The organism is Petropleomorpha daqingensis, from assembly GCF_013408985.1.
Lineage (GTDB): Bacteria > Actinomycetota > Actinomycetes > Mycobacteriales > Geodermatophilaceae > Petropleomorpha > Petropleomorpha daqingensis.
Window position 1 is genome coordinate 4,957,092 of sequence record NZ_JACBZT010000001.1, and the last position, 22,963, is coordinate 4,980,054.

The 22,963-nt window shown below is 75.7% G+C and carries 24 protein-coding genes; 17 read left to right on the forward strand and 7 right to left on the reverse strand.

Going from position 1 to position 22,963, the window contains the following annotated elements; all coding sequences use genetic code 11:
- Positions 1-34: 34 nt before the first annotated feature.
- Positions 35-379 carry a VOC family protein gene (locus tag GGQ55_RS24420; RefSeq protein ID WP_179721279.1) on the reverse strand — a complete coding sequence of 115 codons (345 nt, stop codon included), beginning with the start codon at positions 377-379 and terminating at the stop codon, positions 35-37.
- A gap of 75 nt (positions 380-454) precedes the next feature.
- On the opposite strand from GGQ55_RS24420, the gene GGQ55_RS24425 reads away from it, so the two are divergent.
- Complete coding sequence (locus GGQ55_RS24425; RefSeq protein ID WP_179721281.1) at positions 455-1,312, forward strand: sigma-70 family RNA polymerase sigma factor; 858 nt, start codon at positions 455-457, stop codon at positions 1,310-1,312.
- On the opposite strand, the gene GGQ55_RS24430 is transcribed toward GGQ55_RS24425, so the two are convergent.
- Both GGQ55_RS24430 and GGQ55_RS28660 read right to left on the reverse strand, forming a co-directional pair.
- Positions 1,309-2,487 (reverse strand): FAD-dependent oxidoreductase, encoded by a 1,179-nt coding sequence (locus tag GGQ55_RS24430; protein ID WP_179721283.1) that lies wholly within the window; start codon positions 2,485-2,487, stop codon positions 1,309-1,311. The two genes, GGQ55_RS24425 and GGQ55_RS24430, sit on opposite strands and share 4 nt — an antisense overlap.
- Before the next feature lie 71 nt (positions 2,488-2,558).
- Positions 2,559-4,205 carry a LuxR C-terminal-related transcriptional regulator gene (locus tag GGQ55_RS28660; RefSeq protein WP_179721285.1) on the reverse strand — a complete coding sequence of 549 codons (1,647 nt, stop codon included), beginning with the start codon at positions 4,203-4,205 and terminating at the stop codon, positions 2,559-2,561.
- 46 nt (positions 4,206-4,251) lie between these two features.
- Here GGQ55_RS28660 and GGQ55_RS27425 point away from each other — a divergent pair, with 46 nt between their 5' ends.
- Together GGQ55_RS27425 and GGQ55_RS24445 are read left to right on the forward strand one after the other, a co-directional pair.
- On the forward strand, positions 4,252-5,772 hold the full coding sequence (locus GGQ55_RS27425) for an HD domain-containing phosphohydrolase (protein WP_179721287.1): 1,521 nt from the start codon (positions 4,252-4,254) through the stop codon (positions 5,770-5,772).
- 82 nt (positions 5,773-5,854) lie between these two features.
- Positions 5,855-7,177, forward strand: coding sequence for an amidase family protein (locus GGQ55_RS24445; protein WP_179721289.1), 1,323 nt, complete (start codon positions 5,855-5,857; stop codon positions 7,175-7,177).
- Here the strand turns inward: GGQ55_RS24445 and GGQ55_RS24450 are convergent.
- Positions 7,168-7,998, reverse strand: coding sequence for a hypothetical protein (locus tag GGQ55_RS24450; RefSeq protein ID WP_179721291.1), 831 nt, complete (start codon positions 7,996-7,998; stop codon positions 7,168-7,170). The genes GGQ55_RS24445 and GGQ55_RS24450 overlap by 10 nt on opposite strands.
- Positions 7,999-8,073: 75 nt before the next feature.
- Between GGQ55_RS24450 and GGQ55_RS24455 the strand changes: the two genes are divergently transcribed.
- The 4 genes from GGQ55_RS24455 to GGQ55_RS24470 all read left to right on the forward strand — a co-directional run bounded on the left by GGQ55_RS24455 (position 8,074) and on the right by GGQ55_RS24470 (position 10,691).
- A complete protein-coding gene (locus tag GGQ55_RS24455; RefSeq protein ID WP_366490169.1) occupies positions 8,074-9,558 on the forward strand; it encodes an amino acid permease in 1,485 nt (494 codons plus the stop codon).
- A gap of 62 nt (positions 9,559-9,620) precedes the next feature.
- Positions 9,621-10,076, forward strand: coding sequence for a hypothetical protein (locus GGQ55_RS24460; RefSeq protein WP_179721293.1), 456 nt, complete (start codon positions 9,621-9,623; stop codon positions 10,074-10,076).
- Between the two features lie 55 nt (positions 10,077-10,131).
- Positions 10,132-10,350 (forward strand): hypothetical protein, encoded by a 219-nt coding sequence (locus tag GGQ55_RS24465; protein WP_179721295.1) that lies wholly within the window; start codon positions 10,132-10,134, stop codon positions 10,348-10,350.
- A 92-nt stretch (positions 10,351-10,442) separates the two neighbouring features.
- The gene (locus GGQ55_RS24470; protein ID WP_179721297.1) at positions 10,443-10,691 is read left to right on the forward strand and encodes a hypothetical protein; all 249 of its coding nucleotides are present in this window, start codon (positions 10,443-10,445) and stop codon (positions 10,689-10,691) included.
- Here the strand turns inward: GGQ55_RS24470 and GGQ55_RS24475 are convergent.
- Positions 10,663-10,989 carry an STAS domain-containing protein gene (locus GGQ55_RS24475; protein ID WP_179721299.1) on the reverse strand — a complete coding sequence of 109 codons (327 nt, stop codon included), beginning with the start codon at positions 10,987-10,989 and terminating at the stop codon, positions 10,663-10,665. The genes GGQ55_RS24470 and GGQ55_RS24475 overlap by 29 nt on opposite strands.
- Positions 10,990-11,101: 112 nt before the next feature.
- Here GGQ55_RS24475 and GGQ55_RS24480 point away from each other — a divergent pair, with 112 nt between their 5' ends.
- The 10 genes from GGQ55_RS24480 to GGQ55_RS24525 all read left to right on the forward strand — a co-directional run bounded on the left by GGQ55_RS24480 (position 11,102) and on the right by GGQ55_RS24525 (position 21,618).
- Complete coding sequence (locus GGQ55_RS24480; protein ID WP_366490172.1) at positions 11,102-11,815, forward strand: response regulator transcription factor; 714 nt, start codon at positions 11,102-11,104, stop codon at positions 11,813-11,815.
- Positions 11,812-13,191, forward strand: coding sequence for a sensor histidine kinase (locus GGQ55_RS24485; RefSeq protein ID WP_179721303.1), 1,380 nt, complete (start codon positions 11,812-11,814; stop codon positions 13,189-13,191). The genes GGQ55_RS24480 and GGQ55_RS24485 overlap by 4 nt, the downstream gene beginning before the upstream one ends.
- Complete coding sequence (locus GGQ55_RS24490) at positions 13,188-13,787, forward strand: GerMN domain-containing protein (protein WP_179721305.1); 600 nt, start codon at positions 13,188-13,190, stop codon at positions 13,785-13,787. Before GGQ55_RS24485 ends, GGQ55_RS24490 begins: the two co-directional genes overlap by 4 nt.
- 82 nt (positions 13,788-13,869) lie before the next feature.
- A complete protein-coding gene (locus GGQ55_RS24495) occupies positions 13,870-14,130 on the forward strand; it encodes an STAS domain-containing protein (RefSeq protein WP_179721307.1) in 261 nt (86 codons plus the stop codon).
- Positions 14,131-14,220: 90 nt separating this feature from the next.
- Entirely contained in the window at positions 14,221-16,023 is a 1,803-nt protein-coding gene (locus tag GGQ55_RS24500; protein WP_218859431.1) for a chloride channel protein, read from the forward strand.
- Positions 16,024-16,052: 29 nt separating this feature from the next.
- Entirely contained in the window at positions 16,053-16,964 is a 912-nt protein-coding gene (locus GGQ55_RS24505) for a DMT family transporter (RefSeq protein ID WP_179721311.1), read from the forward strand.
- A 118-nt stretch (positions 16,965-17,082) separates the two neighbouring features.
- Entirely contained in the window at positions 17,083-18,087 is a 1,005-nt protein-coding gene (locus tag GGQ55_RS24510) for an SDR family oxidoreductase (RefSeq protein ID WP_179721313.1), read from the forward strand.
- A complete protein-coding gene (locus GGQ55_RS24515) occupies positions 18,084-18,434 on the forward strand; it encodes a hypothetical protein (protein ID WP_179721315.1) in 351 nt (116 codons plus the stop codon). Before GGQ55_RS24510 ends, GGQ55_RS24515 begins: the two co-directional genes overlap by 4 nt.
- The gene (locus GGQ55_RS24520) at positions 18,431-20,149 is read left to right on the forward strand and encodes a glycoside hydrolase family 15 protein (RefSeq protein ID WP_179721317.1); all 1,719 of its coding nucleotides are present in this window, start codon (positions 18,431-18,433) and stop codon (positions 20,147-20,149) included. Before GGQ55_RS24515 ends, GGQ55_RS24520 begins: the two co-directional genes overlap by 4 nt.
- A gap of 164 nt (positions 20,150-20,313) precedes the next feature.
- Positions 20,314-21,618 carry a cytochrome P450 gene (locus GGQ55_RS24525; protein WP_179721319.1) on the forward strand — a complete coding sequence of 435 codons (1,305 nt, stop codon included), beginning with the start codon at positions 20,314-20,316 and terminating at the stop codon, positions 21,616-21,618.
- Here GGQ55_RS24525 and GGQ55_RS24530 read toward each other — a convergent pair.
- Both GGQ55_RS24530 and GGQ55_RS24535 read right to left on the reverse strand, forming a co-directional pair.
- On the reverse strand, positions 21,585-22,031 hold the full coding sequence (locus tag GGQ55_RS24530; protein ID WP_494546179.1) for an STAS domain-containing protein: 447 nt from the start codon (positions 22,029-22,031) through the stop codon (positions 21,585-21,587). The two genes, GGQ55_RS24525 and GGQ55_RS24530, sit on opposite strands and share 34 nt — an antisense overlap.
- A 10-nt stretch (positions 22,032-22,041) precedes the next feature.
- A complete protein-coding gene (locus tag GGQ55_RS24535; RefSeq protein WP_179721323.1) occupies positions 22,042-22,956 on the reverse strand; it encodes a ribonuclease Z in 915 nt (304 codons plus the stop codon).
- Positions 22,957-22,963 lie beyond the last annotated feature (7 nt).

Consider the following 22,963-nt stretch of genomic DNA (forward strand, 5'->3'; position numbering starts at 1 on the left):
GCGCGAAACCGCCAGAGTGCCGCGACGCGCCGCCTCAGGCGCCGGGGCGCAGGCCGATCAGGTTGCCGTCGGCGTCCCTGGCGACGGCGATCTGCATGCCGCCGCCGACGTCGGTCGGCTCCTGCACGACCTCCGCGCCGGCCTCGACCAGCGCGGCCAGGCTCTTGGCGACGTCGTCGACGTGCCAGTAGGCGACCGGGCCGTGCTGCCCGAACCGGTGCCCGTGCGGGTCGAGGCCGATGTTCTGGCCTTCGGCGTCGAACTGCACGTAGTACGGCGCGTCCACGACGGGCTCGCCGCCGGTCAGGACGGCGAAGAACTGCCTGGCGCGGTCGAGATCGTCCACCGGGTAGATGACGGTGCGGATTCCTGCGGTCATGATGTGCTCCTCGGTGTGCGGGTGTGCGACAGGTCCTCACCTTCCTGACACGCACCGACCGAGGGATGTGACGACGTGGACGCAGAGGATCTGCTCGCCGCCGAGTTCGAGGAGCACCGCGAGCGGCTGACCGCTGTGGCGCACCGGCTGCTGGGTTCGCGGGCCGAGGCGGAGGACGCGGTCCAGGAGGCCTGGCTGCGGGTGTCCCGGGCCGACAGCAGCGAGGTCGACAACTTCGCCGGCTGGCTGACCACGATCGTCGCCCGCGTCTCGCTCAACCAGCTGCGCAGCCGGACCACCCGCCGCGAGGAGCCGCTGGACGACGGACCCCACCTGCACGCCGTCCCGGATCCGGCCGACGAGGCCGTGCTGGCCGACTCGGTCGGGCTGGCGCTGCTCGCCGTCCTGGACACCCTGACCCCGGCCGAGCGGCTGGCGTTCGTGCTGCACGACCTGTTCGACGTTCCGTTCGAGGAGATCGCCCCGATCGTCGACCGCTCCCCCGCCGCCGCGCGGCAGCTCGCCAGCCGCGCGCGGCGCCGGGTGCGCGGGGCCGAGCCCAAGGACGACACCGCGCGCAAGCGGGAGGTGGTGACCGCGTTCCTGGCCGCCTCCAAGGACGGCGACTTCGGTGCGCTGCTCGAGCTGCTGCACCCCGAAGCGGTGCTGCGCTACGACACCGCGGCCGCGCAGATGGGCTCCGCGGAGGACCTCCGCGGGGCCGACGCGGTCGCACGCTTCCTCTCCGGCAAGGCGCGGGCCGCGCGGCTCGTCCTCGTCGACGGCGCGCCCGGCTGGGTGTGGTCGCTGCGCGGCGAGCCCCAGGTGGTCTTCGCGTTCACCATCGACGACGACCTGGTCACCGGGATCGAGATCATCGGCGACAAGGAGCGCGTGTCCGGGTTCGCGATCGAGTCCCTCCCCCAGCGCTAGGCGGGGGTGGCCGCGCCGGCGAAGAACTCGGCCGGGCCGAGCGTGCCGGCGATCACCGAGGCGAAGCCGTCCATCGCCGCCTGGTCGCCCTGCGCGGCGAACAGCAGCCCGGCGAGCTCGGGCGGCGGGGGTGCCAGGGCTGCCATGTCCGAGGTGAACTCCCACATCGGGCGCACCCGCACGTCCCGCTCCTGCTGGACGGCGGCCATCGCCTGCTCGAACGGCGTCTCGCCCCGGAACACCCGGTCGAGGGCGGCCGCACAGCGCTCGGCGTCGAAGAAGGCGTCGGTCATGCCCTGCGCGGTGATCGGGTCCATGGTCAGCCCGGCGTCGCCGACCAGCACCCACCCCGGGCCGAACGGCGTGCGCAGGAAGTTCGGCACCGCGCCGCCGAGGAACGGGGCCACGCGGGTGGCTGACCGCACGCGCTCGGCGAACTCCGGTGCCAGCTCGAGGGTGGCCAGGTAGTTGCCCTCCACGTCGGCCTTGTAGGCGGCCGCCTCCGCGTACGGCCAGCCGAGGACGAGCAGGGTCAGGTCGTCGTTGGTGCGGAAGGCACCCCAGCCGCGGTCGGGGCGGATGTAGGTCGCGAAGGTGTCGACGGGCAGGTCCTGCCAGTAGGTGTAGTACGCGTACTGCTGGCGCGGCTTCTCCGCATACGCCTGGGCACCGGCCAGCAGGGCCACCCGCGAGTTGCGGCCGTCGGCGCCGACCACGACCCGGGCCCGCTCGGTCACGGCTGCGCCCGTCTCGTCGTGCCCGCGGACGCCGACGACGGCGCCGTCCTCGACGACCAGGTCGGAGACGGAGAAGTGCTCGCGCACCTCCGCGCCGGCCGCGGCGGCGGCCTCGACCAGGATCGCGTCGAGCAGGTACCGGCGCGGCGCGTAGGCGGCGGAGCTGCCGTCGCACGGCCGGGGTGTCCCGCGCAGGGTGAACAGGCCGAAGTCGAAGGAGTAGACGTCGATCGGCGGGCAGCCGGTGGCCAGGACGGCGTCGAGCAGACCCCAGCGCCGCAGCGCGGCGATGCCGGGGGCGTGGATCGCGTGGGTGGACAGCGTGTCGCTGGGGAACTCGGCGCGGTCGACCAGCAGCACGCGGTGGCCGGCGCGGGCGAGCAGCATCGCGGTGGGGGCGCCGGCGCACCGCGCGCCGACGACGATCGCGTCGTACATGGTTCCTCCGATCCGAGGGTGGACGGCGCCACGCTCCCGCCCGCCACCGTCCGAGGGATCGGTGAGCTCCCCTATCTGGCGGCTGAACCGGTGCGGGCCGCGTAGCCGGCGGCCTCGGCGCGGCTGCGCAGGGCGAGCTTCGCCAGCACGTTGGCGACGTGGTGCTCGACGGTCTTGCGGCTGATGAACAGCCGGGCGGCGATCTCCGGGTTGGTCAGGCCCGCACCGAGCAGCCCGAGCACCTCCTCCTCACGGGCGGTGAGCACGCCCTCGGTCCGGCGGGCGACCGGTGCCCGCACGCCCAGCTCGCGGAGGAACGCCGCGGCCGCGTCGGCGTCCCGGGCCGCCGGCAGCCGCTGGAACGCCTCCAGCGCCGCCCGTGCCTCGGCGCGGGCGACCGCCGGACGCTCGGCGTGCACCGCGCGGGCGAGCGCGAGGCGGGCCCGGGCCAGCTCCATCGGCATCCCCGCCGCGGCGAAGCCGGTCAGGGCCTCGCGCAGGCAGACCGACGGATCGGTGCCCTCGGCCACGCAGAGCTGCCCGCGGGCGAGCGCGGCCAGCGCCGTGAGGTGCGGCCGCGGCACCCGCTCCGCGCAACGGGCCACCCGCTCGGCTGCGTCGGCGGCGGCCTCGACGCGGCCGGCGGCCAGGTGGACGTCGACCAGCAGCGCCCAGAGCGGCGCCGCGGCCGCACCCTCGGCGTCGCCCTCGGCGAGCGCGCGCTCCAGCACGTCGGCGGCGAGGTCCGGCTCGCCGCGCACCAGGTGGACGGCGGCCAGCGGACGGGCGGCCTCCCCGGCGCGGCCCAGGTCGAGCTCGGCGAGCAGCTGCGCCGCCTCGTCGACCCGGCCCTGCCGGACCCGCAGCTCCGCCAGCCGCGCGAGCGCACCCATGCGCAGCGCCGACCGGCGGCTGAGCCCCCACAGCCCGACGGCCGCGGTCAGCGCCTCCTCGGCCTCGGTCCAGCGCCCCGCCGTCGTCAGCACCCCGCCGTAGTGGGTGCGGCAGAACGCCGACACCGCCGGCAGGTTGCGCCGCCGCGCGACCTCCTCCCCGACGGCGATCCACTCCTCGGCCCGCCGGACGTCGCAGGCGTGCTCGCAGGCGGCGAACAGCTGGCAGAAGATCTCCTCGAGCACGAAGAAGTCGTCGACGTCGCCACCGGTGACCGCGGCCAGCGCCTCGTCGAGCAGGGCCATGCCCTCGTCCATCCGGTCGGCGTGCACCAGGGAGGCCCCCAGGTAGCCCAGCGCCGCGAACTCCAGGTCGGCGTCGCCCACCGTGCGGGCCACCTCCAACGCCCGGCGGAGCCCCTCCTCCTTGCGCGCCCGGTCGCCGTCGAACATGCCGACGTTCAGCGCGACCCACCCGGCCTCGCGCGAGTCCGGGACGCCCGAGAGCAGCGTCTGCGCACGGCCCAGCCAGCCCTGGGCCACCGACGGATGGCCCAGCACCATCATGTGGACGAAGCACAGCATCCGGGCGGCCCGCACGGCGCCGGCGTGGCCGCCCGAGCGCCGGTAGGCGGTGCACGCGCGTTCCCAGTGCTCGGCCGTGCGCGCGAAGTCCAGCTCCAGGTAGGCCGCCGAACCGAGGAGCTCCCAGACCTCGCCGTCCGGCTCAACGATCCCGCCCAGCAGCTCGCGAGCGGTCGCCGCGTCCCCCGCCCGCAGTGCCGCCCGGCTCCGCTCGATCGCATCCCGGGCCGGGACCTCCACGCCGGGATCGTCCCACCGGGAGGGCCCCCGCCGGGAGGATGACGCGGTGCGGGACTTCCGGCTGGCGGAGCTGGTCGCCGGGCTGTCGGTGGTCAGCGACCTCGGCAAGGGGCTGACCGACGGTCAGGGCCTGCGCGCCTGCGCCGTCGCCGGTGCGCTGGCCGACCGCCTCGACCTGCCGGCGGCCGACCGCGAGGCGCTGTTCTGGGTCGGCCTGCTGCGCTTCGTGGGCTGCACCGCGACGGCCTCGGAGATGGCCGCGGCCCTCGGCGACGAGCTGGCGGTCAGCGCCGCCTTCGCCGCTGCCGATGCCCGCGACCTGCGCGACGTCCTCCGGGGTGCGCTGGCCGCGGTCGGCCCTCGGCCGGACCGGCTGCTGGGCTTCCTCGCCCGCGCGCCGGGCGTCGTCCGCGCGCACGAGGTGGCCAGCTGCGAGGTCGCGCAGGTCGTGGCCGGCCGTCTCGGCCTGCCGGCCGGGGTGACCGACGCGCTCGGGCAGGTCTTCGAGCGGTGGGACGGCCACGGGCACCCCGGCCTGCGCGGCGGTGCGGACCTCGCGCCCGCCACGCGGGTCTGGCAGGTGGCGCACGTGCTGGACCTGCTCGCCGACGCGCCCGACCCCGCCGCGCAGCTGCGCCGCCGGGCCGGCCGCACGCTCGACCCGACCGTCACGGGGGTGGCTGCCGACGCGGTCGACGGTTTGCTCGCCGTCCGCGAGGACGCCCGACTGGCCGCCGTCCTGGCCGCGGAGCCGTCGCCGCACCGCACGGTCGGCCCGGACGACGCCGAGGAGGTGCTCGCCGTCCTCGGTCTGGTCGCCGACCTCAAGTCACCGGTCTTCCGCGGGCACAGCGAACGGGTGTCCGGGCTGGCCGCCGAGGCGGCCCGGGTCGCCGGCCGCCCGGACGACGAGGTGAGCACGCTGCGCCGCGCCGGGCTGGTCGCCGACGTCGGCCGGGTCGCGGTCTCCTCCGCCGTCTGGGACAAGCAGCGCCCGCTGAGCGACGCCGAGCGCGAGCAGGTGCGGCTGCACCCGTACTTCACCGCGCGGGCGCTGGCCCGGGTGCCCGCGCTGGCCGACCTCGCCGACCTGGCGTGCGCGCACCACGAGCGCTGCGACGGCTCCGGCTACCACCGCGGCCTGGCCGGCCCCGCCCTCTCCCCCGCCGCCGCGCTGCTCGCCGCCGCCGACGCGTGGGTCACCACCGGCGAGCCGCGCCCGCACCGCCCGGCCCGGGACGACGGCGAGCGGACGGCGCTGCTGCGCGCGCACGCCGACGCCGGACGCCTCCCGGCCGGCGCGGTCGACGCCGTGCTCGCCGCGGCCGGGGCGGCGCCACCTCCTGCTCCCGCTCCGCCCGGCCTGCTCACCGCGCGGGAGCGCGCCGTCCTCGACCTGGTCGCCGACGGGCTGACCAACGTCGCGATCGGCCGGCGGCTGGCCATCTCGCCGAAGACGGTCAACGCCCACCTCGAGCACGCCTACGCGAAGCTCGGCGTCTCCACCCGCGCCTCGGCCGTGGTGGCCGCGCTGTCGGCCGGGGAGCTGCACACGCGACGCGAGTAGGTCGCTCGGGACGGTCGGCGCGATGGCCCGCTAGGGCGTTCGCCCGATACCGGCGGGAGTCGGCCGCGGCCAGCCTTGCCGCATGACCACCTCCACCCGCACCGCCAGCGCCCTCGACCTCGCCGCCGCCGTGCGCGGGGGACGCCGCACCGCGGTCGACGTCGTCCGCGAGCACCTCGACCGGATCGCCGCGCGCGACCCCGAGCTCAACGCCTTCTGCACCGTCCGCGCCGACGCCGCGCTCGCCGACGCCGCGGCGGTCGACGCCTCCGAGAGCCGCTCCGAGCTGCCGCTGGCCGGGGTGCCGGTCGCGGTCAAGGAGAACATCGCGGTGGCCGGCGAGCCGCTGCGCCACGGCAGCGCCGCCACGTCCGCGACCCCGGCGGCCGCGGACGACGAGCTGGTCACCCGCGTGCGGGCGGCCGGCTGCGTCGTCGTCGGGACGACGCGGATGCCGGAGCTGGCCGCCTGGGGCTTCACCGCCTCGGCCGCCGGCGGGCCGACCCGCAACCCGTGGGACCTCGCCCGCGACCCCGGCGGCTCCACCGGCGGCGGCGCGGCGGCCGTCGCCGCGGGCCTGGCCGCGCTCGCGCTCGGCACCGACGGCGGAGGCTCGCTGCGCATCCCCGGCGCGGCCTGCGGGCTGGTCGGCGTGAAGCCCACGCCCGGCCTCGTCCCGCTGCCCGGCGGGCTCGACGAGCACTGGTACGGCCTCACCGTCGCCGGCCCGATCGCGCGCACCGCCGCCGACGCCGCGGCAGCGCTGGCCGTGCTCAGCGGGCAGCCGGTCGCGGTCCCCGACCCGGCGCCGCTGCACATCACTGTCTCGACGAAGAGCCCCTCACCGCTCGGCCGGCCCGACGCGCACCAGCGCGCCGCCGTCGAGGCGGCAGAAGTCGCGCTTTCTGCCGCAGGGCACCGGGTGGAGCGGGGCGATCCGCCCTACCCGGCGACCCTGCTCAACCAGTGGGGCCGCTCGTGGCTCGCCGGGATCGCGGAGGAGGCCGACCGCCTGGGCCTCGATCTCCCACGGCTCGAGCCCCGCACCGCCACGATGGTGCGCAAGGGCCGGCGGCACGGACCGCGCCCCGCCGAGGCCGCCGCGTGGCGCGACCGAGCCCTCGATTGGTTCGCCCGCACGGACGTCCTGCTCACCCCGGCGGTCGCGCGGGTACCCGGGCCCGCCGGGGCGCTGACCGGCCGCGGCTACCTGGCCACCTACCTCGCCTCGGCCAAGGCGGTGCCGTTCTGCCAGGCCTGGAACCTCGCCGGCTTCCCCGCGGTGACCGTGCCGGTCGGCGTCCGCGACGGCCTGCCGCTGGTGGTCCAGCTCGTCGGGCGGCCGGGCAGCGAGGCGCTGCTGCTCGGCGTCGCGGCGCAGCTGGAGACCACCGCTCAGGCGTAGGGCTCCTCGCCCGCGGCGGCGATCATCGCGGCCACCTGCACGGCGGTCGCCGGCTCGACCGGCAGCCGGCCCAGCAGCGCCGGGATCTCGCCGGGTTCCAGGCCCTCGGCGAGCAGCAGCTCCAGCAGCCGCGAGGCCTCGGCCGGCACCACCGGCAGCGGCAGCCCGGAGGCGCCGAGCGCCGCCTCGGCGAGGAACAGCGCGCCCGGGTCCTCCTCCAGCTCCACCGGCACCCGGACGGCGCCCCGCGCGGCGGCCTCCGCGGCCCGCACCACCGACAGCGGCAGCCCTTCGGCCTCGACCTCGGCGAGCGGCACGTCGCCGAGCGCGGCCAGCAGCAGGTGCTCGGCCTCGATCCGCAGCGGGGTCTCCCAGTCCCCCGCCCGGACGACGCCGGCGAGGTCGCTGCCGTCCTCACCGAGCTCGTCGAGCAGCTCGGCCCAGGCTCGCCGGCGGGAGTCGCGGGCCCGCTCCGCGGCCAGCACGCAGGTCTGCAGCACGAACGGGTCGAGCACCTCGCGGTCGAGCCGGTCGGCGTAGGTGCCGCCGTCGGGCGTGGCCGCGTTGAGGACGTCGGCGAAGCTGCCCGGCCGCGCGTCGCCGAGCTCCAGCCGTCCCTCCTCGTCACCGGACAGCGGCTGGCCGTTGGCGGCGCGGACCCCGATCGTCGTCCCGGTGGTGACCAGCCGCCCGCGGTGGCGCAGGTGGTGCGGCTGGTCGGAGAGGCCGACGCTCCACGCGCAGGCCTCGGCGACGAGAGCGGGCACCCGCTCGCGCAGCACCTCGCGGGTCAGCATCCCCATCCAGTCGACGTCGAACACGCCCTCCAGCCTGCGCCACCCGCGCGGGCGACGTCACGTGTGGACGCCCGATCGGCGGGGGTACCGGAACCGCTCGTGGCGCTGCACCTGTTCCGCACCAAGCCGGTCGAGTCCATCGGGGAGTCCGAGGCCGAGGCCGCCGGCGTCGGAAGACTCCGCAAGAACCTCTCCGCCCGGCACCTCGTCGGCTTCGGCATCGGGGTGGTGATCGGCACCGGCATCTTCACGCTCACCGGCGTCGAGGCGAAGAACCACGCCGGCCCGGCGGTGGTGATCTCGTTCGTGATCGCCGGCGTCGTCGCCGTCCTGGCCGCGCTCTGCTACGCCGAGCTCGCCTCGTCGGTGCCGACGGCGGGCAGCGCCTACTCCTACGCCTTCGCCACCGCCGGCGAGCTGGTCGCCTGGATCATCGGCTGGGACCTGTTCCTCGAGTTCGCGCTCGGCGCCGCGGTCGTCGCGCGCGGGTGGTCCGGCTACGTGGGCAGCCTGCTGCACCTGCCGCCGTCGCTGTTCGGGGAGGAGTCGACGGTCAACGTCGGCGCGGTGCTCATCGTCGTCGTCCTGACGGTCATCGCCGTCCTGGGCATCCGCGAGTCCGCCCGGGTGACCGGCGGGCTGGTCATCGTCAAGGTCGTCATCTGCGTCTTCGTGATCGTGCTCGGCGCCTGGTACCTCACCGGCGCCAACCTCACCCCGTTCGTGCCGCAGGGCGAGGCCACGCACGGCGAGGGCGGCCTGGCCCAGCCGCTCATCGGCGCGGTCTTCGGGCTGTCGCCGGCCGCGTTCGGCATCGGCGGCATCCTCACCGCGGCCGCCGTCGTCTTCTTCTCCTACACCGGCTTCGAGGCCGTCGCGAACCTCTCCGAGGAGACCAAGCGGCCCGGGCGCGACCTGCCGCTCGGTCTGCTCGGCACGCTGGCGGTCTCGACCGCGCTCTACGTCGGCGTCTCGTTCGTCGTCGTCGGGATGGTGAAGTACACCAAGATCGACGAGGGCGCGCCGATCGCGAACGCCTTCGACCAGAACGAGCTCGGCTGGGCCTCGGCGCTGGTGTCGCTGGCCGCCGTCGCCGGGCTGACCTCGGTGATCCTCGTCGACCTGGTCACGGTCAGCCGGATCGGCTTCGCGATGGGCCGCGACGGGCTGCTGCCGCCGATGATCGCCAAGGTGAGCGAGCGCACCGGGACGCCGGTCCGGATGACCCTGGCCTACGCGGTCGTCGTCGTGGTCATGGCGGCGTTCGTGAAGCTCACGACACTGGCCGACCTGGTCAGCATCGGCACGCTGTTCGCCTTCGTCCTGGTCTCGATCGCGGTGCCGGTGCTGCGCCGGACCAAGCCCGACCTGGACCGGAAGTTCCGCGTGCCGTGGTCGCCGGTGGTGCCGGTCCTGTCCGCGCTGGCCTGCCTCTACCTCATGCTCAACCTGAGCGTGGAGACCTGGCTGCGGTTCCTCGCCTGGATGGTCATCGGGCTGGTCTTCTACTTCTCCTACGGCCACCGGCACTCGCGGATGCGCGCCGAGGTGCAGGCCGAGGAGAAGGTGCGCGCCGGCGCCTGACCGACAGCCGTTCCACAGCCGCCGTCCACCGGACGGCCACCTGGCCGGACCAGGGTCGGCCCATGGACGACGCGCTCCGCCGGACGTTGTTCGACCCCGAGACCGCCCACGACCTCGTGCTCGCCCACCGCCCGCCGCTGCCCAGCCCGGTGGAAGGCGTGGTGTCGGACGCGGTGTGGGGCGAGGTGGTGCGGCTGCTGCGCTGGGCCACGGCGGAGACCGGCGGCTCGCCCAGCCTGGAGGCGGGCACGTGGTGGCGGCTCGCGGCCGAGTGCGCGGCCTTCCTGCGCCGTTACCCGGGGCTGTCGGCCGAGATCGCCGAGCCGTGGGACGTCGTCCCCGCCCCGGAGCTGACCGGCACCGGCGCGCAGCGGGTGGCCGCGGCCGCCGAGCGGCTCGGCGGGCTGCTGCACGCGGCGGGACCGCTGCCGCTGCACCGGCTGGCCGCCGAGGTCGACGCGCTGGGCGCCGCCGCGATCGGTGCCCTGGCCGAGCAGGCTGCCACGCTGTACCGCTAGCAACTGTTGGTCTCTCGGACTAGCGTGGGACCCCCGACGACGAGGCGAGGCCACCATGGGCGCCACGACGCAGCACGTTCCCGATGCACTCCGGCGGGCCCAGCAGGAGCTCGACCGCAGGTTCGACGAGATCGCCCGGCAGTACGCCGGTCATCCCCGGTCCGAGGTGCTCGACGTCCTCGAGCACGAGGTGTGCGCCGCCGGCGTCACGCCCGTGCGGCCGGACCTCTCGGCGCTGGCCCGGCAGATCGCGGAGGCCCCGACCGCCGGCTGAGCTCGGCCGGCGACTTTGAGATCTCGTGACGGTCGCCCGGACACGCCGGAGACGGGTGGCGACGGCGCGTGGTCGCCACGCAGCCTCGCAGCATGGAAGCGATCTGGGTCGAGTCCCTGCACAACCTGCACTGCCCTCGCTGCGACACCCGCCTGGTCCAGCAGGCGCAGCTCTGCTTCGCCCCGGAGCGCGCGACCCACCACTACGTGGGCGAGGTCGGCACGCTGGCCTGCCCCGGCGGCCACGCGCTGCCCGGCCGCGAGGCCCTCTACGCCTACCGCTCGGAGCAGGGGCACGCGATGAACGCGCCGGTCAGCGAGGTCGAGATGCCCCTCCGCTGACCTGCACCTCCAGCACCCGCCACAGGCCGGTCCGGGCGAGCATGTCCCGGGTGCGCCGGTCGGCCCCGCGCAACGCCAGCGCGCCGCCCCGGGCCCGGCAGATGCGGTGCGCCGACAGGAAACTGGCCAGCGCCGGGCTGGACAGGGATGGGACGCCGCTGAGGTCGACCACGATCCGGCGGGCTCCGGCCCGCAGCGCGTCGTGCAGCAGCCACCGCGCGTCGGCCAGGCCGTCGACCAGCAGCGCCTCGCTCAGCCGGACGACGACCTCGTCGGCGTCGGGGAGTGCGCGGGTCATGGCCCGAGCCTCCCCCTGCGACGTTGCGATCCCCCGGATCGGACCTTTGCGATTCCATGACGGTCCGTGGGCAGGGCCGTTGCACGGCGTGAGCGGTGGCAGCATCGAGCGGGTGTCCGCACCCCGCCTGCTGCTCGTGGAGGACGACGACCACATCCGGACGGCGCTGCGCTGGGCGCTGGAGGACGAGGGCTACCGGGTCGACGAGGCCGGCAGCGGTGAGGACGCCTGCTCGCAGGTGCGCGAGGCCGCGCCCGACCTGATGGTGCTCGACCTCATGCTCGGCCGGATGGACGGGTTCGAGGTGGTCCGCGAGGTCCGGCGGGCGCACGACCTGCCGATCATCGTGGTCAGCGCGCGGGCCGACACCCACGACATCGTCGCCGCGCTCGAGGCCGGCGCGGACGACTACGTGACCAAGCCGTTCCAGGTCAAGGAGATCACCGCCCGGCTGCGGGCACTGCGCCGCCGGGCGGGGGCCGCGCCGGCCCCTGGCGAGGGCGGCCCGCGCGAGGTCGTGCTGGACCGGCACCCGGCCGCGCCCCTCGTGCTGCGCGAGGAGCGGGGCACGGTGCACCGCGGCGACGAGCAGCTGCCCCTGACCGTCACCGAGTTCCGGCTGCTGTGCGAACTGGCGGCCACCCCGGGCCGGGTGCTCAGCCGGCAGGACCTGCTGCAGCGCGTGTGGCAGCACGGCTTCTTCGGCGACGAGCGGATCGTCGACGTGCACGTGCGCCGGCTGCGCACCAAGGTCGAGATCGACGCCGGCGCACCGCGGCTGGTGGTGACCGTCCGAGGGCTGGGCTACCGGCTGGACCCGCAGTGAGGCTCGCGCCCGGGCTGCCCCGCGGCCTGCGGGCGCGGATCGTCCTCGCGTTCGCCGCGGGCACGCTGCTGGTCTCCGCCGTCCTCGTCGGCACCACCTTCCTGCTGGCCCGCAGCTACCTGCTCGACCAGCGGGAGGGCGCGGCGACCCGGCAGGCGTTCGTCGACGCCAACCTGCTGCGCAGCCGGCTGGCGACCGCGGGCACCGACGTCGGGGACGTGCTGCCCGACCTGGTCCCCAGCGGCGGGGCCGACGTCGTCGTGCGGCGCGGCGGTGCCTGGTACTCCTCGAGCCTCGACGTCGGCGCGCGGGACGTCCCGGCCGAGCTGCGCGAGATGGTGGCCGGCGGCGCCGCCGGCACCGTGCACGTGAGCTCCGCCGCCGGGCCGCGCCTGGTCATCGGCGTGCCGGTGGCCGCCGCGGACCTGGAGTTCTACGAGGTCGCCCCCTTGGTCGAGCTGCAGGGCGTGCTGCACACGGTCGCCGGGGTGCTCGGTGCCGGCGCGGCGACCGCGACCGCCGCGGGAGCGGCGTTCGGCTTCTGGGCCAGCCGTCGCGTCGTGCAGCCGCTGGAGCAGGTGGCCGGGGCGGCCACGCGGATCGCCGGCGGCGAGCTGACCGCCCGCCTGCCGAGCACCGAGGACCCCGACCTGGTCGCCATCGTGGGCAGCTTCAACTCCATGGTCGACGCGCTGGCCGCGCGCATCGAGCGGGACAACCGGTTCGTCGGCGACGTGAGCCACGAGCTGCGCAGCCCGTTGACCAGCCTGGTCACCAGCGTCGAGGTGCTCGCCGCCCGGCGCGACGAGCTGTCCCCGCGGTCGCGGGAGGCGCTGGCGATGGTGGAGGGCCGGCTCGCCCGGTTCCGCACGACGCTGGAGGACCTGCTGGTGCTGGCCCGGCTCGACAGCGGAACGCCGGACGACGGCCCGCTCCCCCCGGTCGCGCTGGGCGCGCTCACCCGGGAGGTCCTCGCCGCCACCGGCCGCCCGGCCGGCCTGCTCACCACGGACGACGACCCGAGCACGACCGTGCGCGCGGACAAGCACCGCCTCGAGCGGACCGTGCGCAACCTGCTCGACAACGCCGACCGGCACGGTGGCGGCGCCCGCACGGTCCGCGTGGCCCGCCGCGACGGCGTCGTCCTGCTCACCGTCGACGACGCCGGCCCGGGTGTGCCGGTCGAGGACCGGGAGCGCATCCTCGAGCGCTTCGCCCGGGGCCAGCAGGCCGCGCGCCGGTCGCTGCCGGGAGCCGGCCTGGGCCTGGCCATCGTGGCCGAGACCGCGGCCTCGCACGGCGGCGCCGCCTGGTGCTCGACGAGCCCGGACGGCGGCGCGCGGCTCACCCTCTCGCTGCCGGCGGCGACCCCGTGAGCGGCCGCTGCCGGCTGCTGGCGCTGGCCGCCGCGGCGGTCCTCACCGGCTGCGGCGTCCCCACGGGCGGCGCGCCGGACCGGATCGACCCCTCCGACGTCCCCTACGGGCTGGCCTCGCCCTCCCCCGGCACGTCGGCCGCCACCTCCTCCCCCGCGCGGGAGGACCGGCCGCGGGTCTACCTGGTCGATCCCGACGAGGTCCTCGTGCCCAGCGGTCGCGACGTGTCCGGCACGACCACCCGCGAACGGCTGGACGACCTGCTCGGTCAGCTGGCCGAGGGCCCCACCGCCGGGGAGCGGGACGACGAGCTGACCACGGCGCTGCCCCCGCGGATCGCCCTGTCGGTCAGCTCGGTCGCCGGCGGTACGGCGACGATCGACTTCTCGGCCACCAGCGCCTCACCGGCCGGCGAGCAGACCCGGCGCGCGGTGGGCCAGATCGTGCTCACCGCCACCAGCCTGCCCGGCGTGACGGCGGTGTTGCTCACCCACGACGGCCAGGCGCTGGAGGCGCCGCTGCCCTCGGGCGAGCTGACGGCCGCACCGCTCACCGCCGCCGACTACGAGCGGCTGCTGGTGGCGCCGCCGTCCTGAGACTTTGCGGTTGCATGACGAGGCCGTGACGAGTCGCCGGGAGCTCTCGGAACGGCGCCGTCCGGCTGCCAGGGTGGGGCGCATGAGCACCCTCACCGAGGTCGTGGACGCCCGCGGCGGCACCGTCCGTGCCAGCGGACACCTGACCGCGCAGGGCGCCGATCTGCTGCGCGGCACCGTCGAGCAGCTGCACCGCAGCGGGCACGCCCGCGTGCTCCTCGATCTGCGGGAGGTGCAGGGCGCCGACGACGCCGGCCTGCACGTGCTGCGCGACGCGGCCCGCGCGCTCGCCGCCGACGGCGGTGAGCTGATGGTCCGGGCCGCGCCCGGCCGGCCCGCCTGACCCGGCGCGCCGGGCACGGGGCCGGCGCGCCGGCCCGCGGCACATCATTGGTCGAGCACAACCGTTGGTGGTATGACACCATCGGGGGACGTGACCACTCGTGCCCTCCGATCCACCCGCGAGAGCAGGTGGCCGCACTCCCTCCCCCGCACCCTGCAGGAGACCGACGCCGGGCTGCTCGCCCTGACCCTGCTGGTGGGTGGGGCGACCGGGCTCGGCGCGGTCGCCTTCCGGATGCTCATCGAGGGCCTCACGTGGGTCTTCACGGGCACCGCGGACTACGCGGTCACACCGGGCGCCCCGCACGGCTGGTTGCCCGGCGTCGGGCGGTGGTTCGTCGTCGTTGTCCCGGTGCTGGCCGGCCTGCTCTACGGCCCCCTGGTGCACCTCGGCGCACCGGAGGCCCGGGGGCACGGGGTCCCGGAGGTGATGTACGCCGTGGCTCGCCGTGGCGGGCAGATCCCCCCGCGGGTGGCGGTGGTCAAGTCCCTGGCCTCGGCGCTGTGCATCGGCGGCGGCGGATCGGTCGGCCGCGAGGGCCCCATCGTGCAGATCGGCTCGGCGCTCGGTTCGACGATCGGCCGACTGGTGCGGGTGGCCGAGGACCGGCAGCGCCTCCTTGTCGCCTGCGGCGCCGCCGGTGGCATCGCCGCCACCTTCAACGCCCCGATGGCCGGGGTCGTGTTCGCCATGGAGATCGTGCTGCGCGACTTCACGGCCCGGTCGTTCGGCATGGTGGTCGTCTCCGCCGTCACCTCCAGCGTCGTCGGCCGAACCGTGCTCGGCGACCGGCCGTTCCTGGATCTGCCCTCCTTCCGCGTCGAGCACGTGGCCGGCTACGCCCTGTTCGCGCTGCTCGGCGTCCTGGCCGGCGTCGCCGGGGTGGTCTTCGTCCGGGTGCTCTACGGCATCGAGGACGTCTGCGACCGGGTGTGGCGCGGGCCGGAGTGGCTGCGCCCGGCCGTCGGCGGCATCCTCCTGGGGCTGCTGCTGCTCGGCGTCCCGCAGATGTACGGCGTCGGGTACCCCGTGCTCGGGAACGGCGTCGTCGGCCGCTACGCGGTCGGAACGCTCCTGCTGCTGCTCGCCGCGAAGATGGTGGCCACCAGCCTCACCATCGGCATCGGCGGCTCGGGCGGCGTCTTCGCGCCCAGCCTGTTCATCGGCGCGATGCTCGGCGCGGCGTTCGGGCAGACCGCCGCCGCGGTGGCTCCGGGCGCAGCGGGCGCTGCCGGGGCCTTCGCGCTCGTGGGCATGGCGGCGGTGTTCGCCGGGGCGGCCCGCGCCCCGATCACCGCCGTCCTCATCGTCTTCGAGCTCACCGGCGAGTACTCGCTGATCCTGCCGCTGATGCTCGCCGTGGCGCTGGCCACCGGGATCAGCGCACTGCTGTCCCGGACGACGATCTACACCGCCAAGCTCGTGCGCCGCGGGGTCGACCTGGACGCCCCTCCGCCGTCGTGGGCCGCCTCGCACCCGGTGCGGGCGGTGATGCAGCCGGCCGCGGAGGTCCTCACCCCCGGCATCTCCCTCTCCGCGGCGGCCGACGCGTTGCGGGCCGCCCCGGGCGGCGAGCTGCCCCTCACCGACGCCGACGGCCGGCTGCTCGGCGTCCTGACCGCCGAGGCACTCGCCGAGCGGATCGCCGAGGCGGACGCTGCTGCCGACCCGGCGGCGTGGGCAGAGGTCCGGCCGACGGTGACCCCCGACGACACCGTCGCCGACGCCCTGGACGTTCTGGAGCGGCACTCCGCACACGCACTGCCGGTCGTCGCGGACGACCGGCTCGTCGGCTGGTTCACCCCTTCTGCCGTGCTGGACCGGATCCGCCAGGAACCTGGCGCCGAGACGCCGCGCCGGGCTGCCCGGCCCGCGCCCCGACCCTTGGCATAGAGAAACTTTCCGGCGGGCACAGGGAGGGCATGAGCCCGGCGCTGTCCTCCGGCGTCTCGGCAGGCGCGGCCGTCCTCGCGGGGCTGAGCATCGCCTCCGCCGCGGTGCTCCAGCAGCGGGCGGCCAGCCGCCGTCCCAGCGAGGAGCGCTTCTCGCTGCGGCTGATCGGGCAGCTGTTCCACGACCGCGGCTGGCTCCTGGGGCTCGGGCTGTCGGTGGTCTCCTACGGATTCCAGGCCTTGGCCCTGGCGTTCGGACCGCTCGTGCTCGTGCAGCCGCTGGTGGTCTCCGAGCTGCTGTTCGCCATCCCGGTGTCGGCGCGGCTGCGCGGGCTGCGGCTGGGCCGGCGGGAGTGGCTCGCCGCCGCCGCCGTCGTCGCCGGCCTGACCGTCGGGCTGGTCTCCGCCTCCCCGGGCGAAGGGCGGCCGATCCAGCCGATCGGCCGCTGGCTGCCCGCCCTGGTGGTCATCGGGGGGCTCACCGTCGCGGCGCTGCTCGCCTTCCGCCTGGTGCGCGGCCCGGCCCGGGCCTCGGCGCTCGGCTTCGCCGGCGCGCTGGTGTCGGGCCTGCAGACGGCGCTGTTCGCGGCCAGCCTCCACCTCCTCGGGCAGCGGGGCTGGGGGACGTTCGTCCGCTGGGAGCCCTACTGCCTGATCGTCGCGAGCTTCCTGGGCGGCTTCCTGATCCAGAACGCCTTCCAGGCCGGTCCGCTGGCGGCCAGCTCGCCGGTGGTCGACTCGACCCTGCCGGTGGTGGCGATCGGGCTCGGCGTCTTCGTCTTCGGCGAGCGCGTGAACACCACCGCGCCGGCGCTGCTCGGAGGCTGCGTCGGCCTCGCGCTGCTGATCGCGGGGATCGTCGCGCTGGACACCTCGGGCGTCGTCCGCGAGCAGCAGCGCCGCGAGAAGCGGGAGCGTCAATCAGTTGCTATAGCGCAATAGTTGTCCTCCGCGTGTACCTCGGTCCCTCGTGGGTAGGCGAACGGCACCCGGGACACGACGACTGACAACCGGTCGAGCAGGGCATGGTCCAGGCATTCGAGAAGGGGATGCGCATCCGATGAGCGACAGGGTCGTGGTCGTCACCGGCGCGAGCGCAGGGATCGGCCGGGCGACGGCGATCGCGTTCGGCCGCCGCGGCGACAAGGTGGCGCTGCTGGCGCGCGGGACGAAGGGGCTGGCGGGCGCCGCCGAGGAGGTGCGGGCGGCGGGCGGCACGCCGCTCGTCGTCCCGGTGGACGTGGCCGACGCGGAGGCGGTGGAGGCCGCCGCCGACCGGATCGAGGCCGAGCTCGGGCCGATCGACGTCTGGTGCAACGTCGCGTTCAGCACGGTGTTCGCGAAGTTCGAGGACGTGAGCGCCGAGGAGTACGCGCGGGTCACGCAGGTGAGCTACCTGGGCTTCGTGCACGGCACGATGGCCGCGCTCAAGCGGATGAAGCCCCGCGACCGGGGCGTGATCGTGCAGGCCGAGTCGGCGCTGGGCCGGCGCGGCATCCCGCTGCAGAGCGTCTACTGCGGCGCCAAGCACGCGATCAAGGGCTTCACCGAGTCGCTGGTCACCGAGCTCGAGCACGACGGCAGCGGCGTGAAGGTGACCATGGTCTACATCCCCGGGGTCAACACGCCGCAGTTCCAGTGGGTGCTCAACAAGCTGCCGAAGCGGCCGCAGCCGGTGGCGCCGATCTACGCGCCCGAGCTGATCGGCGACTGCATGGTGCACGCCGCCGAGCACCCGGACCGGCGGGCTTGGTGGGTCGGCATCCCGACCGTCTACACGATCCTCGGCAACACCGTCTGGCCGCAGTTCATGGACTGGTACCTGGCGAGGAAGGGCATCGCCGGTCAGCAGACCGACGTCCCGGCGTCGGCCGACCCCGAGGTGAACCTCTGGCAGCCCGCCGACGGGCCCGACGGTGCCGACTTCGGCGCCGAGGGCGTGTTCGGCCGCAAGCAGTGGCACCGCGATCCGCAGATCTGGGCCAGCCGGCACCACGGCGCGGTGGCCGCCGCCCTCGGCAGCGCCGCCGCCGTGGCCGGGCTCGCGCTGCGGAAGCGGCGATGAGCCGGCTCCTGCGCGCAGCCGCGGCCGTCCAGGCCGCCTGGGGACTCGCGCTCGCCGCCGCCCCGGCGCGCACGGCGGCGCTCACCTGCGCCGGCCGGCCGGAGCCGCGCGCCTGGATCGTGCGCGTGCTGGGTCTGCGGCTGCTGGTCCAGAGCGTGTGGGTGCTGCTGTCCCCGAACCGGTCCCGCGTGCTCGGCGCCTCCGCCGTCGACGCGGTGCACGCCGCCAGCATGGCCGGCGTGGCCGCGCGCTGGCCCCGGTACCGCTGGGCCGCTGCGGTCAGCGGGACGACGGCGGCCGCCTCGTCGGCGCTCGGCGTCCTGCTCGCCCCGGACGCCCGGCCGTGAGCCGGGCGGAGACGGCTCCGCACGCCCTGCGCGAGTACGCGCTGATCGCCGACGGGGAACGCGGCGCGCTGATCGGACCCCGGGGCGACATCTCCTGGCTGTGCCTGCCGCGCTGGCACGACGACCCGGTCTTCGGCGGTCTGCTGGGCGGACCGGGCCGGTACACCGTCGCGCCCACCGGGCGGTACGTCTGGGGCGGTTCCTATGAACCCGACTCGCTGGTGTGGGGCAGCCGGTGGGTCGTGGACGACGGCTCGATCGTGGAGTGCCGGGAGGCCCTCGCGCTGCCCGCCGATCCCCGCAACGCCGTCCTGCTCCGCCGGGTGCGGGCCGTGGCCGGCACCGCCCGGGTCGAGGTCACCCTGGACCTGCCCGCGGGGGGTCGGCAGCACGACGACGTCGGCACCTGGAGCGGCCGGACCGGCCAGCTGCACTGGCGGTGGTCCGGGGCCCACGGCGCCCGCACCGGCCGCGACGGCGTGCTGGCCACGGAACTGACCCTCGGCGAGGGAGACACCGTCGACCTCGTCCTCGAGATCGGCCTCGACGCACCGGGTGAGCGGCGCGACCCGGACCGGCTGTGGTCGGCCACCACGGCGGGGTGGGCAGAGGGCGTGCCCGACCTCCAGCTGGGATCGGCCAGCCGCGACGCCCGGCACGCCTACGCCGTCCTGCGCGGGCTGACCAGCAGCAGCGGCGGGATGGTCGCGGCCGCGACCACCGGACTGCCGGAGCGGGCCGAGCGGCACCGCAACTACGACTACCGGTACGTGTGGATCCGCGACCAGTGCTACGCGGGCCTGGCGGCCGCGGCGCACGGGCCGCTGCCCGCGCTGCACGACGCGGTCCGGTTCACCACGGCCCGCCTGCTGGAGGACGGCGACCGGCTGCAGCCGGCGTACCGCGTCGACGGCGGCCCGGTGCCCGACGTCCACGAGCTCGCCGGGATGCCCGGCTACCCGGGCGGCGCGGCGCTCGCCGGCAACCACGTCAACACCCAGTTCCAGCTCGACACCCTCGGCGAGCTGCTGCAGCTGCTGGCCGCCGCGGCCCGGCTGGACTGCCTGGACGCCGACGGATGGCGGGCCGCGCAGCTCGCCGTCGACGTCGTGGAGAAACGCTGGGACCTCCCCGACGCCGGCATCTGGGAGGTCGAGGACGACTGGTGGACCCAGTCCCGGCTGGCCGTCGTCGCCGGCCTGCGCCGCATCGCCGAGATCGCGCCCACCCGGGGGGACGCCGGCCGGGCCGAGACGCTGGCCGACGGGATCCTGGCCGAGACCGGCCGCCGCTGCCTGTCCGCCGGCGGCTGGTGGCAGCGCAGCCCCGGGATCGCCGGGGTCGACGCCTCGCTGCTGCTCCCGCCGGTGCGCGGCGCGCTGCCGCCGACCGATCCGCGGTCGCTCGCGACGCTGGCCGCCGTCCGCGACCAGCTGACCCAGGACGGCTACGTCTACCGGTTCCGGCCCGGCCCCGCGCCGCTGGGCGAGCAGGAGGGCGCCTTCCTGCTCTGCGGGTTCGTGCTCGCCCTCGCCGAGCAGGCGGCCGGGAACGAGGTGGCCGCGTACCGGGCGTTCGAGCGGACACGGGCCGCCTGCGGGACCCCGGGCCTGCTGGCCGAGGAGTTCGACGTCCGCCAGCGCCAGCTGCGCGGCAACCTCCCCCAGGCGTTCGTGCACGCCCTGCTGCTGGAGTGCGCCGCGCAGCTGCGCTGACCCGACGGCGGGTGGGATCCCCGGGGCTGGTCGGACGAGGGTGACGGCAGCGACGGCCGCCGAGGAGCCCGATGCCCCGCGGTGGAACCGTGCTGCCTACGTTCGGCGTAGAACAAGCGGGGCGGGTCCGCCCTGGTCGGTCCAGCGAGAAGACGGAAGGAACCATGCCCACGATCCGTGTCCCTCGTCCCCGCGCCCTCGTCACGGCGTGGCTGGGCCGCCTCGTGCAGTGGCGGATCCGGCGGAAGGGCCTCGACCTCTCCGAGCTGACGATCCTCCCGGAGAGCGTGCGGCTGCCCCTCCTGCGCAACGGCACCGACCCGGTCCCCGAGCTCGCCGAGACACGCGCCCGGTGCCCGGTGCAGCGGCTGGAGATGCCGATGCCGTTCGACTTCGGCGTCCACCTGGTGACCGGGTACGACCAGGCCCGGGTGGTCCTGGCCGACAGCGAGTCCTACAGCAACGACATGCGGCACCTGTTCAAGGACTCGAGCGAGGGTTCGGTCGCCGACGTCGGCGGGCTCGGCTTCACCGATCCGCCGCTGCACACGCGGCTGCGCAAGCTCGTGGCCCCGGAGTTCACCAAGGCGCGGCTGGGCAAGCTGGAGCCCCGGATCGAGGCCATCGTGGCCCAGCGGCTCGACGACCTGGCCGCTGCCGGGTCGCCGGCGGACCTGGCCGCGCACGTCTCGTCCAAGGTCCCGATGGACGTGATCTGCGAGCTGCTCGGCCTGGACGACGCCGACCACGACGAGTTCGTCCGGCTGGGGACCTCCCGCTTCGACGCCACGGGCGGCACCGCTGCGTCGCTCGGGGCGGTGTCCGAGCAGAAGACCATGCTGCTCGACGTGGTCGCCCGCCAGCGGCGCGAACCCGGCGAGGGTCTGATCGGGCGGATCCTGCAGGCCGAAGGGGACTCGATCTCCGACAACGAGCTCGCCGGTGTGGTCGACGGCATCGTCACCGGCGGCTACGAGACCACGGCCAGCACGATCTCCATGGGCACCGCGGTGCTGCTGCGCGACCCCGCCCACGCAGCGTTGGTCCGCGACGGCTCGCGCGCCGAGGTGGAGCGCGCCGTGGAGGAGATCCTCCGGTACCTGACCGTGGTCCAGGTGGCCTTCCCGCGATTCGCCAAGGCCGACCACGAGCTGTTCGGCTGCCCCGTCCGCAAGGACGACGTCATCGCCGTCTCCCTGAGCGGCGCCGACCGCGACCCGGCCTGGGCCGGTCCGGACCCCGAGAGCTTCGACCCGACCCGGTCGCCCGCCGGCGGCGGGCACCTGGCGTTCGGGCACGGGGTGCACCGCTGCGCCGGCGCCGAGCTCGCCCGGCTCGAGCTGCGGATCATCTTCCCGGCGCTGCTGCGCCGCTTCCCCGACCTGGCCCTCGCCGTCCCGGAGGCGGAGCTCAGCTGGCGGGGGCTCTCGTTCGTCTACGGCGTCGAGGAACTGCCGGTCTCCTTCTGACCGGCCGGCGGCGTTCCTCCTGACCGCGGGAAGTAGTCCTCCAGCCCGGCCGTGCGCAGCAGCCGGTCCACCGGGGCGGAGGCGGCGCGCAGGACGGGGAGCCGGCCCACCCCGGCGGCTGCCTCGGCATAGCGGACCATCACCGCGAGCCCGGCGGAGCCGAGGAACGTCACCGCGCCGGCGTCGATCGCGCCGACCACGACCGGCCGACGCCCCTGGCGACCCTCGAACTCGGCCACCACCGCGGAGTCGATGTCACCGACCAGGCGGAGCACGCCCGGGCTGTCCGGGTCGCGCTCGACCGTGAGAGATCCGGGGAGAGGGCGCACACGCCCCGCATGCGAATCCACGGCCGCCTCCACGCTGACCGGCGACGCCGACGACAACGCTACGCGGGTGCCGCGGCGCAGCACACCCTCCGGCTCAGCGACGGGACGGGACGGCGATCCGGTCGAGGTCGGCGGCGACCACGACGTCCCCGCCGAACGCCGCGGCGGCCTCGTCGCGGAACCGCTCGGGCTCGACGTAGCGCTGGCTGAAGTGCGTGAGCACGAGGCAGCGCACCCCGGCCGACTCGGCCACGGCGCCGGCCTGCGCCGCGGTGAGGTGGCCGTACCGGTGCGCCAGGTCGGCGTCCTCGTCGAGGAAGGTCGACTCGATGACCAGCAGGTCGGCGCCGTCGGCCAGGGCGTGCACCCCGTCGCAGAGCCGGGTGTCCATCACGAAGGCGAACCGCTGGCCGCGCCGCGGCACGCTGACCTCCTCCAGGCGGACCGTCCGGCCACCGACGCTGAGCTCGCCCTCCCGCTGCAGCCGGCCGACGTCCGGGCCCGCGATGCCGGCGCGGGCGAGCTCGTCGGGCAGCATCCGCCGGCCGTCGGGCTCGACCAGCCGGTAGCCGAAGGACTCGATCAGGTGGTCCAGCCGGCGCACCTCCAGCGTGCCGAAGGAGCCCTCGGCGATCGGACCGTCCGCGGTCAGCGGCCGCTCCTGGATCTCGGCGACCTCGTGGAACACCGAGGCGTGCCGCAGCCGGTCGAAGAACACCTGACCGGAGGCCGGGTAGTGCGCCACGACCGGGTGCGGCACCTTGTCCAGCGACAGCCGCTGCACGACGCCGGGGACGCCGAGGACATGGTCGCCGTGGAAGTGGGACAGGCACAGGCGGGTGATCGCAGAGCTCGGCACGCCGGCGCGCAGCATCTGCCGCTGGGTGCCCTCCCCCGGGTCGAAGAGCAGCCCCTCGGCGTCCCAGCGCAGGAAGTAGCCGTTGTGGTTGCGGGTGCGGGTCGGTGCCTGGCTCGCCGTCCCCAGGACGACGAGCTCGCGGGCGGCCACGCCGCGG

What these genes read in the sequence shown, in the direction of transcription:
- GGQ55_RS24420 (WP_179721279.1), bottom strand. Translation starts at nt 379, where the DNA reads ATGACCGCAGGAATCCGCACCGTCATCTACCCGGTGGACGATCTCGAC.
- GGQ55_RS24430 (WP_179721283.1), bottom strand. Translation starts at nt 2,487, where the DNA reads ATGTACGACGCGATCGTCGTCGGCGCGCGGTGCGCCGGCGCCCCCACC.
- GGQ55_RS24445 (WP_179721289.1), top strand. Translation starts at nt 5,855, where the DNA reads ATGACCACCTCCACCCGCACCGCCAGCGCCCTCGACCTCGCCGCCGCC.
- GGQ55_RS24460 (WP_179721293.1), top strand. Translation starts at nt 9,621, where the DNA reads ATGGACGACGCGCTCCGCCGGACGTTGTTCGACCCCGAGACCGCCCAC.
- GGQ55_RS24465 (WP_179721295.1), top strand. Translation starts at nt 10,132, where the DNA reads ATGGGCGCCACGACGCAGCACGTTCCCGATGCACTCCGGCGGGCCCAG.
- GGQ55_RS24470 (WP_179721297.1), top strand. Translation starts at nt 10,443, where the DNA reads ATGGAAGCGATCTGGGTCGAGTCCCTGCACAACCTGCACTGCCCTCGC.
- GGQ55_RS24475 (WP_179721299.1), bottom strand. Translation starts at nt 10,989, where the DNA reads ATGACCCGCGCACTCCCCGACGCCGACGAGGTCGTCGTCCGGCTGAGC.
- GGQ55_RS24495 (WP_179721307.1), top strand. Translation starts at nt 13,870, where the DNA reads ATGAGCACCCTCACCGAGGTCGTGGACGCCCGCGGCGGCACCGTCCGT.
- GGQ55_RS24505 (WP_179721311.1), top strand. Translation starts at nt 16,053, where the DNA reads ATGAGCCCGGCGCTGTCCTCCGGCGTCTCGGCAGGCGCGGCCGTCCTC.
- GGQ55_RS24510 (WP_179721313.1), top strand. Translation starts at nt 17,083, where the DNA reads ATGAGCGACAGGGTCGTGGTCGTCACCGGCGCGAGCGCAGGGATCGGC.
- GGQ55_RS24515 (WP_179721315.1), top strand. Translation starts at nt 18,084, where the DNA reads ATGAGCCGGCTCCTGCGCGCAGCCGCGGCCGTCCAGGCCGCCTGGGGA.
- GGQ55_RS24525 (WP_179721319.1), top strand. Translation starts at nt 20,314, where the DNA reads ATGCCCACGATCCGTGTCCCTCGTCCCCGCGCCCTCGTCACGGCGTGG.